Raw genomic sequence first — 14193 nt, 5'->3', positions numbered from 1 at the left:
CGACACTCGCCCCGTCGCCGCTCTCGACCGCCCGGCCGACCAATGCCTCCGTCACCTCTCGGCGCAGCCGCTCCAGCTCGGCCACGGCGACGGCGACCGCCGGGACGTCGGTCAGGTCGGCGAGCGCCGGGCCCTGCCAGAGCAGGTGCGCCTGCCGCAGCGACGTCGATGCGACCGCCGGGTCGGTGCAGTCTCGTGCCTGCCCCAACAGCGTCCGAGCCTGCCGGAGATCCAGTTCGTCCAGTGCGAGCTCGAGGCGGTAACCGTCCTGCAGGGTGCGCAGGCGCCCTGCGGCGGGGCCCAGCAGCGCGCGTAGCCGCGACACGTGGGTCTGCAGGGCCTGTCGGCCCGACTCCGGCACGCCGTCCGGCCAGAGCGCGTCGAGCAGGTGGTCCACCGGCACCGTCCGACCCTCCGCGAGTGCGAGGAGCGCGAACGCAGCCCGTCGCTTGGGACCCGGGACCTCGACCGGCACGCCGTCGACGAGCAGGCGCAGTGGGCCGAGCACCTCCACACGGACTGTCGCCATCCCCCACCTCCACCGCCAGCATGCCGGGCGTCCCGCTCGCGCGGGAGCCTGCCGGCATCGGGACAGCCCGTCGCCAGTTCCGTGCAAGCGCTGGGAGCGATGGTGGACCCGACGCCGGCAGGGAGCCGGACTCAGGGAAGGAGCAGGACATGGACAACCACACGGTGCGCGAGTTCCTCGGCCGTTTCGTGGCCGACGTCGGTGCGACGGGCGCGGCGGGTTCGGTGGTCGTCGGGAACCGCCTCGGTCTCTATCGGGCCTTGGCCGAGGGGGCGGCGACACCCGCGGAGCTCGCCGAGCGCACCGAGTGCCACGAGCGGCCGCTGGCCGAGTGGTTGCGCGGTCAGGCCGCGGGTGGTTACGTCACCTTCGACGCGGCGACCGACCGGTTCTCCCTGACCGAGGAGCAGGCGTTCTGTCTCGTCGACCCGGATGGGCCGAACATCTCCACGGCCTACCGGCTGGTGTTGGGCTACCTGCGGGCCGAGGAGCAGATCGCGGAGAGCTTCCGCACCGGGACCGGACTGCCCTGGCACGCCCACCACGAGGACGTGTTCACCGGCTGCGCCGCCTTCTACCGCCCCGGGTACGTCGCGGACCTCGTGCCGAACTGGATCCCCGCACTCGACGGGGTGCAGGCCAAGCTGGAGGCCGGAGCCCGCGTCGCCGACGTGGGCTGCGGTCTGGGTGAGTCCGCACTGCTGATGGCGCAGGCCTTCCCCCGCAGCTCGATCGTCGGATCCGACTACCACATGGCGTCGGTCGACGAGGCGCGAAAGCGAGCGGCCGAGGCCGGGGTGGGGGAGCGAGTGCGGTTCGAGATCGCGTCGGCACAGGAGTTCACCGGGGAGGACTACGACCTGGTCGCCATGTTCGACTGCCTGCACGACATGGGCGATCCCGTCGGCGCCGCCCGCCGGGTTCGCGAGGCGCTCGCGCCGGACGGCACGTGGATGGTCGTCGAGCCGGCAGCCGGGGACACGGTCGCGGACAACCTCCACCCGGTCGGCAGGCTCTACTACAGCGGCTCGACCTTCCTCTGTGTGCCCGCTGCGCTATCCCAGCCCGGCGGCCACGCCCTCGGCGCCCAGGCCGGCGAGGCCCCGATCCGGCGGATCGCCGCCGAGGCCGGCTTCACCCGGTTCCGCAAGGCCGCGCAGGGGACGTTCAACGCGGTCTACGAGATCCGGCCCTGACAGCGCTGACGACGGGCCGCCGCGAGCAGCGAGGCGCCTGCTCTCGTCGACGAGCTGATGCCGGGGCTGCCGCCGGTCTGCCGTTCAGCAAGGTGTACGAACGATGATCGTCGCGACGGCCGGAGCCGGCGTCGAGCATGGCCGGTGACCTGATCCCCGGGGCGACCCCTCGCCGCCCCGGGATCGGTCACCGTCTGTCAACGGCGGGCGCCTCGGCGGCCGTAGGCACCGGCGACGATGGCGACGCCGATGACGGCGACGATGAGCTGGACGAGCAGCTCGAGCCAGTCGATGCCGCTGGTGGCGGTCGGAATGCCGATGGCACGGGCGATGAACGTGCCGATGAAGGCGGCGACGATTCCGACGACGATCGTCAGCCAGATCGGGATGTTCTGCTTGCCCGGCAGCACGAGGCGGGCGAGTGCGCCGATGATCGCGCCGATGACGATGGCGGTGATGATTCCGGTGACGGTCATGGGGTTCTCCAGGGGGTCGGGGTCGGACAGGCGTGCATCGCCTGCCCGGACGGTGAATGGCGCTTCGGGCAAATAGCCTGAATGTCCTAGTCGGAAACCCTCGTTGTGCGATCGTTAGCCGAGGCCGACAGGACGCTCGACCTCCTGAGGGAGCCATTCACCGCGGACCGACGTAGACGCCTTCGCCGTATCGGCTACGCGGCTCGCATTCGGCTCAGGTCGAGAGGCCGAGTGCTCGTGCGGGACGGGCGAGGAGCCCCGGTAGCTGCCGGCTGGGTCGCTGCTGCTCGCCATGGATGGCGTTGAGCACCACGATCGCACCGGTCACGGCTGGAATGGCCCACTGCAGGGCAGCCGGCCGGCGTTGGGCTGCCGAGGCTTCGTCATCCGGGGCCGTCGCTGCCGGCTCGGTGGTTCCCTCGACGGGCCGGCCTTCAGCCTCTTGGCGGCCGAAAGCCGCTCGCGGTCCCACAGGTGCGCGGTACCGCGGGGCACCCGGCCGATCTGGGCGCAGCGGATCGTCAGTCCGTTGTGGTGGAGCTCCGCGCCGAGCGCCACTCCGGCCAGATCCTCGGTGTAGAAGGCCAGGTCGATGACGGTGCCTTGGGGGCGGAGCAGTCGCAGCGCGGTGGCGAGCGCGTGGGCGCGGCCCCGACACTGCAACACGACGTCAGCGCCCCGGTCTCCCGGACCCCGCCGCCACCGGGTCTTCAGCCGCACCATGGGTGCGCGCGAACAGCCCCACGAGCAGTCCGACGACGCCACCGGCGACGACGACGCGCCTGCCCCGAACCCCGTCCCCGAGGTCGCGCACGTCGGTGCCGCTGGCGTCGGCGGCAGCGTGCAGGATCCCGTTGGCGCACATGGGGCCCATGTGGGCGACGAAGATCCCGAGGATCGGGTCGAGCCGGTCGGGCAGCTCGACGAGCCGTTCTCGCAGCGGGTCGCTGCGGTAGCCGGTGCGATGACCGTAGGTCGCGGCCACCGCCGTCCCGGTCGGCGGGCCCGCCCCTTCGTCGGTGCTGTCGACGACCCGGGCGACCTCCATGTAGCCGACCCGGTCACCGGGTACGTCTGCAGCCCGATCGGCCCGTCGGCTCGGGGGAGGGGGCGCACCACCGCTCGGCCCGGAGACTCGATGACCAGCCCGAGATCGTCGCCGGGAGCGGGCCGCTCCCGGCGGAGCCTGCTCCCGCCCCGGCCGGAACCGTCGACGCCCGGCCCGGCGCCGAACCGTCCCCTGCGCGACGAGGGGGTCATCGGACCCGCTCGCTCACGCCGCTGTCGCAGGACCGGGCGATCGCGCAGGCGAGGCGGTGACTTCGCCGGGCATCGCCGTGGTCGGGCAGCCCGAGCTGCGGACTGCGTTCCGGTGCGGTGTACGCACTAGCCCCGGTGGCGGTCGGATTCGGCGGTCGCCTCGTCCGGCCCCAGGGGCTTCTCCACGAACAATGCCACCCCGGCCGCGGCCGGCTCGTACTCGAGCTGTCCGTGCCCCGAAGGCGGCACACATACGTAGACGGCGTCGACACCTGAGGCGAGCAGGCCGGTGACGTCGGAGAACGCCGTCGCACCGAACGTCCGGGCGAACTCACGGGCACGAGCGGGATCTCGGTCCGTCGCGGCCACCAGCTCCACGTCATCGAACCCCGCGAGCACCGTCGCGTGTCGTGTCGCCACGCCACCTGCACCGGGGCCGATCGCCATGCCCAGAGGGAAGCTGAACGTCCTAGTGGTCCACCGTCGGCGGACGTCTGACACAACGCGTCATCCGACGACGAGTCAGTCCTGGAAGCTCGACGCCGCTTGGCTGGGGCGAACGCGACGACACCCCGATCCGAGGAGGATCGGGGTGCCGGTGGACCGTGGTCAGGCGATGAAGCGCACGTTCGACCTGTTGTCGTGGGTCTCGGTGGTGTCCGCGGCGGGGGTGATGGCGCGCAGGACGAGTCCGCCCTGCAGCTTCACCAGCTGGGAGGCCAGGGTGGTGAGGTAGCGGTAGCCGACGCGGGGGTCGATGACCGTGCGGGGCGAGAGGTCGGTGGCGGCGCGGAGAGCGCTGCGGAACAGCTCGGTGGGCTGGGGCTGGACGAGCCAAGCCGGTCCGGTGGCGCCGGGGGCACCCTGGACGCCGGGGATGCCGACGGGGCCGTCCGGTCCTGCGGATCCCTGTCGGCCCTGGACTCCCTGGGGTCCGGTGATCCCGAGCGGCCCGTCCTCGCCCTGGGCGCCGACGACGCCCTGGAGGCCCTTCTCACCCTGGAGGCCGGGCTCTCCGATGACTCCGCGCTGGCCCTGGGCGCCGGGCAGTCCGGGCAGTCCAGGGGTTCCGGTCTCTCCGGTTTCGCCCTGCTCGCCGGTGGAGCCCTGAACGCCGCGCAGTCCCTGCTGGCCGGTCGGGCCGTCAGGGCCGACGTCGCCGCGCTCGCCGGGCAGGCCGACGGGTCCGACGGGCCCCTTGTCCCCGGTCTCCCCGATCGGGCCCTCAGGGCCCTGCTCGCCCTTGGGGCCGCGCTCGCCGACGGGTCCGACGGGGCCCTTCGCGCCGACATCGCCCTTCGGCCCGTGCTCGCCGAGCTGTCCGATCGGGCCCTTCGGGCCGATCTCGCCCTTGATGCCCTGGTCGCCCTTGACGCCCTGGTCGCCCTTGACGCCGTGATCCCCCTTGACGCCCTTGGCGCCCTGGTCACCCTTGGCGCCGTGATTGCCCTTGGTGCCGTGGTCGCCCTGGTCGTCCGTGGCGCTGTGGTCGCCGTTCACGACGATCTCTCCGACGATGCCGATCGAGTCGTGCTCGGCCTTGTCGATCTTCGGTGTGTGATCCGGCTTCGTCATGGGATGCCTTTCGAGAGGTGGGGTTCACGCTGAGCGAGCCGCGCAGCGGCGAAGATCGTCAATCGAGGTAGTGAGGACGGCGGGCGTTGAGCCGAGCTGATCGAGAGAGACGATCCGCTGCGCCGTCATACTCAGGATGGGCCCATTACTTGATCGATACACCCGGAGTTCGCTGTGGGCGACGACACCGTGACCGGGCACACCATCCCGGCGCCATCGTCGACGGGCTCCGACGGCGCACGTGGGGCCGCGACGAGCACGCTGAGGCGGGCTCAGCGGGTGCTGTCGAGGGCAATTGATGTCGCGGCAAGACATCGCTACAGTGATGTCGCGCCGCGACATAAGACTGGGGGACCGGGGTTCGACGACCGCCCCTCGACCACCGACATGGAGGCAGCACGATGAACTACCTGGTGAAGGCGACGCCGTCCCGGCGCCTGGCCGAACTGAGCGCTGCGGAGCGTGACGCGCTGATGCCCGGCGAGCGGGTGGCTGCCCGGACCCTGATCGCCGCCGGCGATCTCGTCTGGATGTGGCGCTACCCCGGCAGCACGGCGAGCGTGTCGATCTGGAACGCCGGCGATGCCGAGATGCTCGACGAGCACCTGCAGGCCCTGCCGATGCATCCGTACCACGACTTCGAGATCACGGCTCTCGACTCGCACCCGGCCTTCCCGGCCGCCCTGCGCGCCGGTGTCGCGGAAGGCGCCGTCGATGTCCAGGCGTAGGCGGCGGAGCTCGCCCGGGACGGACGTCACGTCTCGGGCGACGGGCATCGCCGAGGGCGGCCGCGGCCCGAACCGGGTGTCGAGGCTGGTGGTCGGATCGTTGATCACCGCCATCGGGGTGGGCCCGATGATCGTGGACCACCTGTGGGAACCGATCGCCCGCCAGCACATGCGCAATCCCGCATGGTCCCCGCACGCGAAGTTCCACGACGCTCAGTACATCACCATGTCGGCACTGATCTCGGCGATCGCGCTGCGCATCCTGTTCCAGCGTGAGGGAGACCCCCACGTGCGGCTGCGGAACGCCGCTGCGTTGTCGTCGGTGTCCTGGCTGGGGATGTGGGGTGCGATGTTGTTTCCCGGAACCGCGGCGACCGACCCGGAGTTCGTGTCCGAGCCCACCGAACGCCCGATCGCCGGCCTGCCCCCGCAACTGTTCCTCTCGATCATCGGACTCGGCGGCCTGGCCGCGACGGTGAAGGCCGATGCGGTGCGGGCGCGGCACGAGCCGGCACCCGCGCCGGGCTGAGAGCAGGCCGACGATGCCCCGTTGGAAGCCCGGTAGCCGGGAGCGGCTCATCGAGTCGGCGCTGGAGTTGTTCACCGAACGCGGTCTGGCGGACACCAGCGTCGTCGACATCTCGGCCCGCGCCGGCGTCACGACACGCACGTTCTTCCGGTACTTCCCCGACAAACGCGAGGTGCTCTTCGCCGACGCCGAGACCCTGCGGTCGACGCTCGTGCAGAAGATGGTCGAGGCCCGCGACGTCGGTGAGCCGCTTCTGTCGGTCGTCGACGTGCTGTCCTCCTTCGACTGGGCGGCTGCGGGTCGTGACCGGCACCGCCGACGCCAGGCGGTGCTCGCCGCCAACCCCGAGATCGCGGAACGGGAGCTCGCCAAGAACGACGAGCTCGCCGACGCCATCGCCGAGGTCCTGCACGGCCGTGGCGTCGACGCGGAGTCCGCGCTACTGGCCGCGCGGGTGGGCGTCGCGGTGTTCCGGTTCGCGTACGACGTCTGGCTCGCCGGCGACGACCGCAGGGACTTGACGACGATCACCGAGGGCGTGCTCGCCCGACTCGGGTCGATGCTCCCCGATCGACCCTGACCGCGCTCCCCGACAGACCTGATCCCGTGTCCGGACAGAGAGGCCCGTCATGTCCTCGGACGGCAAGACCCATCGTGTTCAGTACACCCGCTACGGCGGGCCCGATGTCCTCCGGCTGGAGCCGTTCACCCCTGCGTCGCCGGGGCCGGGCCAGGTGCTGGTCCGGGTTCGCGCCGCAGCGGCCAACCCGATGGACGGCAAGATCCGCCGCGGTGAGATGCGGCCGATGACCGGTCGGCGCTTTCCACGGGGGATCGGCCACGACTTCGCAGGGGTCGTCGAAGCGGTCGGCGCAGGCGTCACCCACCTGCAGACGGGTGACGCGGTCTTCGGGATGGCGAGCTTGCGCGGCGCCGGTGCCTTCGCCGACGTGGTGGTGGCCGAGGCGACGGCGGTGGCACGCAAGCCGCCTGCCCTGAGCTTCGAGAAGGCGGCGACCCTCCCGGTCGTCGCGGTGACCGCCCTGCAGGCGTTGCGGCATGCCGACGGCCTCCGGCCCGATGCGGCGATCTTCGTGCACGGCTGCCTCGGCGCCGTCGGGCGGTCCGCGGTGCAGCTGTCGCGGCGCAGCGGCGCAGCGGTGCGGCGGTGACGGGGAGCTGCCGGGCGGCGTCCGCGCCCCAGGCGGCCGAGCTGGGCGTCGACCCCGTGGTCGACTTCACCGTGGACCCCACGCCGCTGGCGCACCGGTTCGACGTCGTGTTCGACACCGTCGGGTCGCTGCCGTTCCCCACCGCCCGACTCCTGATCAGGCCGGGCGGGCGCATCATCGACATCGTCCCCACTCCGCGCAAGTTCCTGCGCAGCGCCCTACCGGGCCCGTACTCCGCCTTCATGGGCAAGGCGAACGTCGCAGACCTCGAGGAGGTGGCCGAGGCTGCCGAACGGGGCGAACTGGACGTGGCGATCGGTCGCGTCGTCCCGCTCACGGACGCCGTCGCGGCTCTGACCGAGATGGAGACAGGCAGCCGACCCGTCGGCGGCAAGCTCGTGGTCGTACCCGACTGACCATGGCTTCCCGCCATGTGCAGGCCGGCGACGAGGTCGGTGCAGGCTCTGTCGCGCTGGTCGTCCCGGTCAGCTGCGGCGACCAGGGGGCCGGTCTAGCAGACGATCACTCGTCGGCCGAGGCCCGCCCGCCAGCAGCTCCCCACACCGTTCGCGGGCCTGCGTCCGCGCGAGGCGGGATGGGCGGCGCGGGCGGTGGTCCACAACCGACCCCGGGCGCGGGCGGCCAGCATGGCTTCGATATCTGATGCTTGAGCGCTTCGATCGTCAGATATCGAACTACCGGGGTGCTGAATCGTTCGATACCTCATCCATTCCGGAAGGCTCCCTCGGAGGTCCGGCCGGAGGCTGGGACCGAGGCGAGACCCGTCGGCCCTTCGGTGCGGCGGAGGCAGGGGGATCAGGCAGGCCTCGGAGAACCTGCTCGGGGACCTGCCGTCGGACAGCTCACCGACGCGATGGTGGCGTCCTACCCGGGAGCCAGTCAGTGCCGGGATCGCTTTCCGGCGATGAGCACACCTGCGAACCCCACCGCGAGCAGCAGCGAGGCCAGCGGCGGGCCCACGAGGGTGAGACCGGTGAGCAGCCCGATCATCCGCACCGGAGCGCTCGCGATCATCGCCCAGCCGGCCCAGGCGGGCACTGTGGACCGTTGCCGCAGCATCGCCACACCGAGCAGCACCGTGCCGATCAGGGCGCCGAGCCCGAACACGACGTAGACGGCGAGGGCGGTGGTCGAGCCGTGTTCGTCGGAGGCGGCGCCGAGCAGCCCCGGATCCGCGCCCGCGCTCAGGATCGAAAGCGTGGTCAGCGCCTCGAAGGACAGGACCGTCGAGAGCAGGTAGCCGCTGCCCGCCAGCCAGGCCCCGGTGGCTGCGAGGACGCCGTGCAGGCGTTGGGCCACGGCCCAGATGCCCGGTACGAGCAGCAGAGCGGCAACGAGACCGGTGGCGGCGGTCGCCTCGGTGAGCCCCGGGTTCGCCCCGAACCACGCCGCCAGATCGGCGCTCGACCCGGTCGCGGGGTAGAGACCGGACAGCACATTGCACACCGTGAGTACCAGCGCGCCGGAGATCGCGGCGACGGCTCCGCCGGGCAGCGGCCCGGCGACGTCGTTCGACGAGACGGTGGTCGGGTCGGGGTCGACGGCAGAGCTCATGGTGTCCTCGGTCCTCGTGTGTGGGGGCTTCGTCGTCGGACGCTAGAGCCCGTCGACCGGGCGACATCGGCGTGAACACCGATTCCTCATGGTCGAGCGGTCGGGCAGGATGGCGGGGTGAAGCCGAGCCGGCCGGTCTGGACCTGGATCGCAGCGGCCGCCGTCGTGGCGTTCGCGCTCGTCCTGCCGCAGCCCTGGGTGGACCCTGGGTTCCGGCCGGCCCCCGGGACGCGCCCGGCCATGCTCATCGCGGGCGTCGTGATCCTGCTGGTCGCGGCCTACGTGCCGAAGGGGCGTACGCGTGGCACCGTCCCGGCCGTCGGCGTGCTCGGCACGACCGTCGCGGTCTACCCGACCCTGCTGACCCTCGGTGGCGGGCTGGGAGGCCCGGTGGTCGAACTACTCGCGGGCGGCTGGCACATCGTGCCGTTGACCCTGGTCCAGCTGGTTCCGGTGATGGCGAGCAGTCGGGCCGTCGGCCGTCGGCGGCGCCGGTGGGAGGCGACGATCCTGCTGGTGGCGCTGGCTGGCGTCGCGCTGGTCGCCGCGGCGCTGGCGGGTGTCGCGGGGGCCGAGACGTGGTCGATGGTGGTGTGGCTCGGGTCGTTCCTGCTCGCTCCGGTCGTCACCTGGCGGGCCGTGGCCGGGTCGGGCGGGGAGACCCGGCGGCGGGCGATCCTCGCCGCGGTCGCCGCGATGTTCCCCGTCGGGATCATCGCGTGGTGCACGGCCGTGGGTTTCCTGGCCGCAGGCATCGGAGCGGACGAGGATGCGTCGGTCACCGCCCTGCTGTGGGGTTTCGCGGTCGGAACGCTGCTCTGCGGCCTCGGTGGTGCGGCGACGACGGCGCCGGCCGGATCGCCCATCCTGCGGACTCACGTGGTGGTCTCGGCCCTGCACGGCCTGCTGGGCACCGTGGTCCTGATCGTCGGGTCCGTCGTCGCCCTGCTGCTGCCCGCCGATGTCGTTCCGCCGGGCGTGGCGTTGCTCGCGGGTGGAGCAGCGACGGCCGCGCTCACCTGGCCCTGGCTGCGCCTGCACGGGTGGCTCGCCCGGGTCGTCGACCCGGCCGCGGAGCTGCGGCACGAGCTGGCGCTGCTCGGCCACATCGACGACGGCCGGCACCGCGGCAGCGCCCTCGTCGTCCTCAGGAGGCTGGTCGACGACCCGGACCTCACGCTCGCGTTCAAGGTCGACGCAGGGAGGTGGACCGGGGCCGACGGGGCGGTGCTCGACCCGTCCGACACCGTGGTGTCGGCCTCGCCGGATGCCGAGGTGGCAGCGGCCGGTGCGGCGGCGACGAGCCCACCCGCCGACGTGGTGCTCGCCGCCACCGACGGCAGGCCGACCGTCGTGGCGCTGCCGGGGACACCGGAGGCCGCGGCCCGACTCGCGTCGTTCGGCGACCTCACCGCGGTGCTGCGCCACGCGTGGGCGGAGGCCTGCCTGGTGTACGCCGCAGGTCGCGCCGACCTCGCCGCCGAGCACGAACGCAGCCGGATCGCCCAGGACCTGCACGACGGCCTCCAGGGGAGGTTGCTCGGACTCGCGCTGAACCTGCAGCTCTCCGGGCACGCGGTCGACGATCCCTCGACCCGGCTGCTCCTCGAGGAGACGGTCGGCGCGCTCCGCTCCGCGGTCGAGGAGGTCCGTGCGCTCGGAGGCGGCCGACAGCCGGAACTGCTGGCGCGCGGTGGGCTCGCCGTCGCACTCGGTTCCCTGTTCAGCGCCGTACGACCGGTCGTCGGGTTGGACGTGTCCCCGTCGCGTTTCGCTCCGGACGTCGAGGCCACCGCGTACTACGTCGTCAGCGAGGCCGTCACGAACGCGCTCAAGCATTCGGCCGCTCGAAGGGTGGACGTGCGGATCGGGGCGGACACGGACGCCCTCACCGTCACCGTGTCCGACGACGGCCGCGGCGGTGCCGACCCACGCCTGGGCTCAGGCCTGCGTGGCCTGGCCGAGCGGGTGGCCGCGGCCGGCGGCGTGCTGGTCGTCCGCGACGCCGTGCCGACCGGCACCGTGGTGGAGGCGGTGGTCCCGTGCGGATCGTGATCGCCGAGGACCAGATCCTGCTCCGTGACGGGCTGGTGCGGCTGCTGGAGTCGGTCGGTCACGCTGTCGTCGCGCAGGTGGGGGACGCCCGTGCGCTGGTCGAACAGGTCAACCGACACCGCCCCGACCTGCTCATCGCCGACGTCCGGATGCCGCCGACCTACACCGACGACGGCGCCCGCGCGGCCGTCTACCTCCGCGACCGGTTCCCGGAGCTGGCCGTGCTGGTGCTCAGCCAGACGGTCGACCCCGGTCTCGTCGCGGACCTGGCGGGTGCCCGGGTCACCGCGTTCGGCTATCTGCTCAAGGACCGCGTCCTCGACACGGCCGCTTTCCTCGACGACGTCGCGACAGTCGGTACGGGCGGGACCGTGATCGACCCCGCGGTGCTCGACGGCCGGAGCGCCGAGCTCGCCGCCTTGACCGAGCGCGAGGTGGAGGTCCTGGGCCGGGTCGCGTCGGGCCGCAGCAACGCCGGCATCGCTGCCGACCTCGTCATCTCCAAGCGGACGGTCGAGGCCCACCTCCGCTCGATAGTCGACAAGCTGGGAATCGACGCGGGCCCTGAGGACAACCAGAGAGTGCTGGCCGTGCTGACCTGGTTCGCGAGCGCCGTCCGGCGATGACGCCGTTGCCACTCCTGGCCGCCTGCGGAGGCAGCGACCACCGTGAGCGCCTTCTCAGGCCAGACCGTGCCGCTCTTTGAGGGCAGCGATCTGCTCGGGATGGTGCTGGACCCCGAAGCGGTGGTTCACGTCGAGCAGGCCGGCGAACCGTGTCTGTTCGTCGAGGGTGTCGTCGGAGAAGATCGCGGTCATCTCACGTAGCTACCGGTGGGCGCGACCACCACCTCACCGTCGATCTCGGCGGTGACCTCGCCCTCCAGGACGTAGGTCAGCTCGTCGACGTCCGAGTGGGTGTGCGGGGGGATGAGGTGCCCGGGAGCCAGGGTCCCCTCGATGATCCCGATCCCGCCGCCGGGCAGATCCTCCCGCCCGACCATCCGGATCAGCGTCGGGTCGATGGGCCGGCCCTCGCCGGGGCGGACGATCCGGGTCATCAGAGGTCTCCTCGAGGAACGTCGGCGTGGGCCTTCTCGTGCCGGTGAGCGGTGTCGCCGACGACCACAGTGTCCATCTCGATCATCTGTTACCCGGAGGCCAGGTCCCCGTCGTCTGGTCGCCCGTGATCAGGCGGTTCGGACGATGGCGTCGATCATCTCGGGCTGGCCATGGTGACTCTCATGATCACGAGGCCATGACGATCGTCGAGCAGCTGACTACTCGCTATGCGGAGAGGGCTACGGCGACCACGCGGCTCGTCGGCCACCTGACCTGCGAGAACCTGCCGATTCGGGGCCGCCGAGGTCCGATCAGCTGACTCCCTTTCGGGAGAGCTTGCGTGTAGTGAACGGTAACTGGATCTGGGAGAACCCGAAGCAGGTCAGAGCGACAACGCTCTGACCTGCGACGATCGGTACACCGCCACGGACGTGAACCGTGAACCCGCTGGAGGAGTCGGGGGCTCCATCACCGGCTCCGATGAGTGGTTGTGATCAGGTGTAAGCGGTGACCACAACGAGCCGGCAGCGAGGTGACCGCGTCCTGGACAATTCGCTGTTCTTCCACCCGGAACGAGAGCGTGGCCTCGAGAGACAGGCGCGGGAACTGCAGGCGAAGCAGGTCTGCCGGGGCTGCCCGGTGATCGAGCAGTGCCGACGCTGGGCGCTGGCTGCACGAGAGCCGTATGGAGTATGGGGCGGACTCTCCGTGGCCGATCGGGCCGTGATCCTCGAGGGCGGCAGGCGCAACGGTGTCGTCTCCTGAACAAGTCGACACGTGTCCTGCGGGACCGTTCCGGTGGGAGCGGACCTCGTGGCCCGTGGCCGGAGCGGGCCGCCACGCTTCGCTTGGGCATCGAGACTCCATCTGATCGGGCACGGCAGGGAGGGCGACCGTTCGGGAGTTGACGCCGACACCCACCGCGGTAGCCGGATGGCGTGTCCGATCACGTGGCCGGACGACCACGGTCGTCGCAGCCTCGGCGGGACAGCGCACTCCGATGACCGGTCACCGCTGCTCGCTCCTTCTCCGAGAGCCCACCCCATATCCCGTAGGCCTCTGCGGCGGCGCGAGCGTGATATCGGCACCGCTCGATGACCGGGCACTCCCGGCAGACCAGCTTCGCCCGCGCCTCCCGCTTCGCGCGGTGGGCGCTGCGCTCCTGGTCGGGTGCGAAGAACAACTCGGTAGCGAGGCCACGACAGGACGCACGCAGCTGCCAGTCCCACGCCGTGACGACCGGGGTGGGTATCCACCGGGTGTCAGCCATGGTCGACCGAACCGGGCGCAGAACGATCGACCGACTGCCCCCGACGTCCGAGGAGCATTCGTTCCTCCTCGGACGTGCCGCCCCAGACCCCGGCGCTGCGCGTCGACATGGCCCAGTGCAGGCAGTCGAGCACGACCGGGCACCGTCGACACACTGATTTCGCCTCGGCCTGCTGCAACAGTGCGGGGCCACTGACGCCGCCCGTGGGGAAGAACAGCTCGGGATCGACCGCACTATCGCGACAGGCCCCCCGGACCAGCCACATCCGGTCCTCACCCGAGCGTGCCGAGCCACCCGCTGAGGCGGTCCCTGCCATCACCGGCACCCTCTGTGGCGGCGCTGCCCCGTGGTTCGGGTACGCGGTGGTGCAGGCGACGAGCAGTCAAGAACGTCGAGCAGGGGTGCCATGTGACCTCAGATCTCCGGAAGACGGTGCACGGAGCGGACGCCGACCGGGGTCACGGGGGCTGGTCGGAGGATAACCGCTCTCGCGACCGGCCAAACCGCGTGGGAAACCGGGGTGCGACCGGCGAAGGAGCCGGGTCGGCCTGCGACAGGACGGGGGAGAGTGACGGACGAGACGACGGCTTTCGGGCTATCGATCAGCGAACCGCGGTATCCGCAGTCATCACCCCACCATCGTGCTCCCCCAGCCCTCGGGTGCCCGTCTCGGAGGAACACATGTCTCCCACCGGCGGACGCCGCTGCCCTCTCCCCGCATCGGCGCCCCCTCGCGCTCGGGGCCGGGGTGCCCGACCGGCCGCGGT

At 71.7% G+C, this 14193-nt stretch carries 19 protein-coding genes; 9 read left to right on the top strand and 10 right to left on the bottom strand.

Annotated features, from left to right (window positions below; translation table 11 throughout):
- A partial coding sequence (locus H5J29_RS01635; RefSeq protein ID WP_181779086.1) for an AfsR/SARP family transcriptional regulator occupies positions 1-529 on the bottom strand: 529 nt, incomplete at its 3' end.
- Positions 530-678: 149 nt separating this feature from the next.
- Between H5J29_RS01635 and H5J29_RS01630 the strand changes: the two genes are divergently transcribed.
- Complete coding sequence (locus tag H5J29_RS01630) at positions 679-1725, top strand: class I SAM-dependent methyltransferase (RefSeq protein WP_181779085.1); 1047 nt, start codon at positions 679-681, stop codon at positions 1723-1725.
- Between the two features lie 197 nt (positions 1726-1922).
- Here the strand turns inward: H5J29_RS01630 and H5J29_RS01625 are convergent, their stop codons facing one another.
- The 4 genes from H5J29_RS01625 to H5J29_RS01610 all read right to left on the bottom strand — a co-directional run bounded on the left by H5J29_RS01625 (position 1923) and on the right by H5J29_RS01610 (position 5036).
- Positions 1923-2201 carry a GlsB/YeaQ/YmgE family stress response membrane protein gene (locus H5J29_RS01625; protein ID WP_181779084.1) on the bottom strand — a complete coding sequence of 93 codons (279 nt, stop codon included), beginning with the start codon at positions 2199-2201 and terminating at the stop codon, positions 1923-1925.
- 670 nt (positions 2202-2871) lie between these two features.
- Positions 2872-3249, bottom strand: coding sequence for a hypothetical protein (locus tag H5J29_RS34190; RefSeq protein WP_220186871.1), 378 nt, complete (start codon positions 3247-3249; stop codon positions 2872-2874).
- A gap of 338 nt (positions 3250-3587) precedes the next feature.
- On the bottom strand, positions 3588-3881 hold the full coding sequence (locus H5J29_RS01615; RefSeq protein WP_181779083.1) for a Gfo/Idh/MocA family protein: 294 nt from the start codon (positions 3879-3881) through the stop codon (positions 3588-3590).
- Positions 3882-4070: 189 nt separating this feature from the next.
- On the bottom strand, positions 4071-5036 hold the full coding sequence (locus H5J29_RS01610; RefSeq protein WP_181779082.1) for a collagen-like domain-containing protein: 966 nt from the start codon (positions 5034-5036) through the stop codon (positions 4071-4073).
- A 401-nt stretch (positions 5037-5437) separates the two neighbouring features.
- Here H5J29_RS01610 and H5J29_RS01605 point away from each other — a divergent pair, with 401 nt between their 5' ends.
- The 5 genes from H5J29_RS01605 to H5J29_RS34595 all read left to right on the top strand — a co-directional run bounded on the left by H5J29_RS01605 (position 5438) and on the right by H5J29_RS34595 (position 7881).
- Positions 5438-5764: a muconolactone Delta-isomerase gene (locus H5J29_RS01605; RefSeq protein ID WP_181779081.1), complete on the top strand. Its 327-nt coding sequence runs from the start codon at positions 5438-5440 to the stop codon at positions 5762-5764.
- Positions 5765-5864: 100 nt separating this feature from the next.
- Positions 5865-6293 carry a DUF6640 family protein gene (locus H5J29_RS01600; protein ID WP_181779080.1) on the top strand — a complete coding sequence of 143 codons (429 nt, stop codon included), beginning with the start codon at positions 5865-5867 and terminating at the stop codon, positions 6291-6293.
- A 13-nt stretch (positions 6294-6306) separates the two neighbouring features.
- A complete protein-coding gene (locus H5J29_RS01595; RefSeq protein WP_181779079.1) occupies positions 6307-6873 on the top strand; it encodes a TetR family transcriptional regulator in 567 nt (188 codons plus the stop codon).
- Between the two features lie 49 nt (positions 6874-6922).
- Positions 6923-7465 carry an alcohol dehydrogenase catalytic domain-containing protein gene (locus H5J29_RS34600; protein WP_246393272.1) on the top strand — a complete coding sequence of 181 codons (543 nt, stop codon included), beginning with the start codon at positions 6923-6925 and terminating at the stop codon, positions 7463-7465.
- The gene (locus H5J29_RS34595) at positions 7462-7881 is read left to right on the top strand and encodes a zinc-binding dehydrogenase (protein WP_312858016.1); all 420 of its coding nucleotides are present in this window, start codon (positions 7462-7464) and stop codon (positions 7879-7881) included. Before H5J29_RS34600 ends, H5J29_RS34595 begins: the two co-directional genes overlap by 4 nt.
- Before the next feature lie 484 nt (positions 7882-8365).
- Here the strand turns inward: H5J29_RS34595 and H5J29_RS01585 are convergent, their stop codons facing one another.
- Entirely contained in the window at positions 8366-9040 is a 675-nt protein-coding gene (locus H5J29_RS01585) for a hypothetical protein (RefSeq protein ID WP_181779078.1), read from the bottom strand.
- 117 nt (positions 9041-9157) lie between these two features.
- Here H5J29_RS01585 and H5J29_RS01580 point away from each other — a divergent pair, with 117 nt between their 5' ends.
- Complete coding sequence (locus H5J29_RS01580) at positions 9158-11095, top strand: sensor histidine kinase (protein WP_181779077.1); 1938 nt, start codon at positions 9158-9160, stop codon at positions 11093-11095.
- Positions 11083-11721, top strand: coding sequence for a LuxR C-terminal-related transcriptional regulator (locus H5J29_RS01575; protein ID WP_181779076.1), 639 nt, complete (start codon positions 11083-11085; stop codon positions 11719-11721). Before H5J29_RS01580 ends, H5J29_RS01575 begins: the two co-directional genes overlap by 13 nt.
- 54 nt (positions 11722-11775) lie before the next feature.
- Here the strand turns inward: H5J29_RS01575 and H5J29_RS01570 are convergent, their stop codons facing one another.
- Together H5J29_RS01570 and H5J29_RS01565 are read right to left on the bottom strand one after the other, a co-directional pair.
- Positions 11776-11913, bottom strand: coding sequence for a hypothetical protein (locus H5J29_RS01570; RefSeq protein ID WP_181779075.1), 138 nt, complete (start codon positions 11911-11913; stop codon positions 11776-11778).
- Positions 11910-12155 (bottom strand): cupin domain-containing protein, encoded by a 246-nt coding sequence (locus H5J29_RS01565; protein ID WP_181779074.1) that lies wholly within the window; start codon positions 12153-12155, stop codon positions 11910-11912. Before H5J29_RS01565 ends, H5J29_RS01570 begins: the two co-directional genes overlap by 4 nt.
- Before the next feature lie 508 nt (positions 12156-12663).
- Between H5J29_RS01565 and H5J29_RS01560 the strand changes: the two genes are divergently transcribed.
- Entirely contained in the window at positions 12664-12921 is a 258-nt protein-coding gene (locus tag H5J29_RS01560; RefSeq protein ID WP_181779073.1) for a WhiB family transcriptional regulator, read from the top strand.
- Between the two features lie 181 nt (positions 12922-13102).
- Here H5J29_RS01560 and H5J29_RS01555 read toward each other — a convergent pair whose 3' ends face one another.
- Both H5J29_RS01555 and H5J29_RS01550 read right to left on the bottom strand, forming a co-directional pair.
- The gene (locus tag H5J29_RS01555; RefSeq protein ID WP_181779072.1) at positions 13103-13426 is read right to left on the bottom strand and encodes a WhiB family transcriptional regulator; all 324 of its coding nucleotides are present in this window, start codon (positions 13424-13426) and stop codon (positions 13103-13105) included.
- Complete coding sequence (locus tag H5J29_RS01550) at positions 13419-13691, bottom strand: WhiB family transcriptional regulator (protein ID WP_181779071.1); 273 nt, start codon at positions 13689-13691, stop codon at positions 13419-13421. Before H5J29_RS01550 ends, H5J29_RS01555 begins: the two co-directional genes overlap by 8 nt.
- Positions 13692-14193: the final 502 nt, after the last annotated feature.

This window comes from Pseudonocardia pini (assembly GCF_013870575.1).
Classification (GTDB): Bacteria; Actinomycetota; Actinomycetes; order Mycobacteriales; family Pseudonocardiaceae; genus Pseudonocardia; species Pseudonocardia pini.
Note: the sequence above shows the minus strand (reverse complement) of the source record. Positions and strands in the feature narration are given on the sequence as shown.

What these genes read in the sequence shown, in the direction of transcription:
- H5J29_RS01625 (WP_181779084.1), bottom strand. Translation starts at nt 2,201, where the DNA reads ATGACCGTCACCGGAATCATCACCGCCATCGTCATCGGCGCGATCATC.
- H5J29_RS01550 (WP_181779071.1), bottom strand. Translation starts at nt 13,691, where the DNA reads ATGTGGCTGGTCCGGGGGGCCTGTCGCGATAGTGCGGTCGATCCCGAG.
- H5J29_RS01610 (WP_181779082.1), bottom strand. Translation starts at nt 5,036, where the DNA reads ATGACGAAGCCGGATCACACACCGAAGATCGACAAGGCCGAGCACGAC.
- H5J29_RS01630 (WP_181779085.1), top strand. Translation starts at nt 679, where the DNA reads ATGGACAACCACACGGTGCGCGAGTTCCTCGGCCGTTTCGTGGCCGAC.
- H5J29_RS34600 (WP_246393272.1), top strand. Translation starts at nt 6,923, where the DNA reads ATGTCCTCGGACGGCAAGACCCATCGTGTTCAGTACACCCGCTACGGC.
- H5J29_RS01570 (WP_181779075.1), bottom strand. Translation starts at nt 11,913, where the DNA reads ATGACCGCGATCTTCTCCGACGACACCCTCGACGAACAGACACGGTTC.
- H5J29_RS01585 (WP_181779078.1), bottom strand. Translation starts at nt 9,040, where the DNA reads ATGAGCTCTGCCGTCGACCCCGACCCGACCACCGTCTCGTCGAACGAC.
- H5J29_RS34190 (WP_220186871.1), bottom strand. Translation starts at nt 3,249, where the DNA reads ATGGAGGTCGCCCGGGTCGTCGACAGCACCGACGAAGGGGCGGGCCCG.
- H5J29_RS01565 (WP_181779074.1), bottom strand. Translation starts at nt 12,155, where the DNA reads ATGACCCGGATCGTCCGCCCCGGCGAGGGCCGGCCCATCGACCCGACG.
- H5J29_RS01555 (WP_181779072.1), bottom strand. Translation starts at nt 13,426, where the DNA reads ATGGCTGACACCCGGTGGATACCCACCCCGGTCGTCACGGCGTGGGAC.
- H5J29_RS01605 (WP_181779081.1), top strand. Translation starts at nt 5,438, where the DNA reads ATGAACTACCTGGTGAAGGCGACGCCGTCCCGGCGCCTGGCCGAACTG.
- H5J29_RS01595 (WP_181779079.1), top strand. Translation starts at nt 6,307, where the DNA reads ATGCCCCGTTGGAAGCCCGGTAGCCGGGAGCGGCTCATCGAGTCGGCG.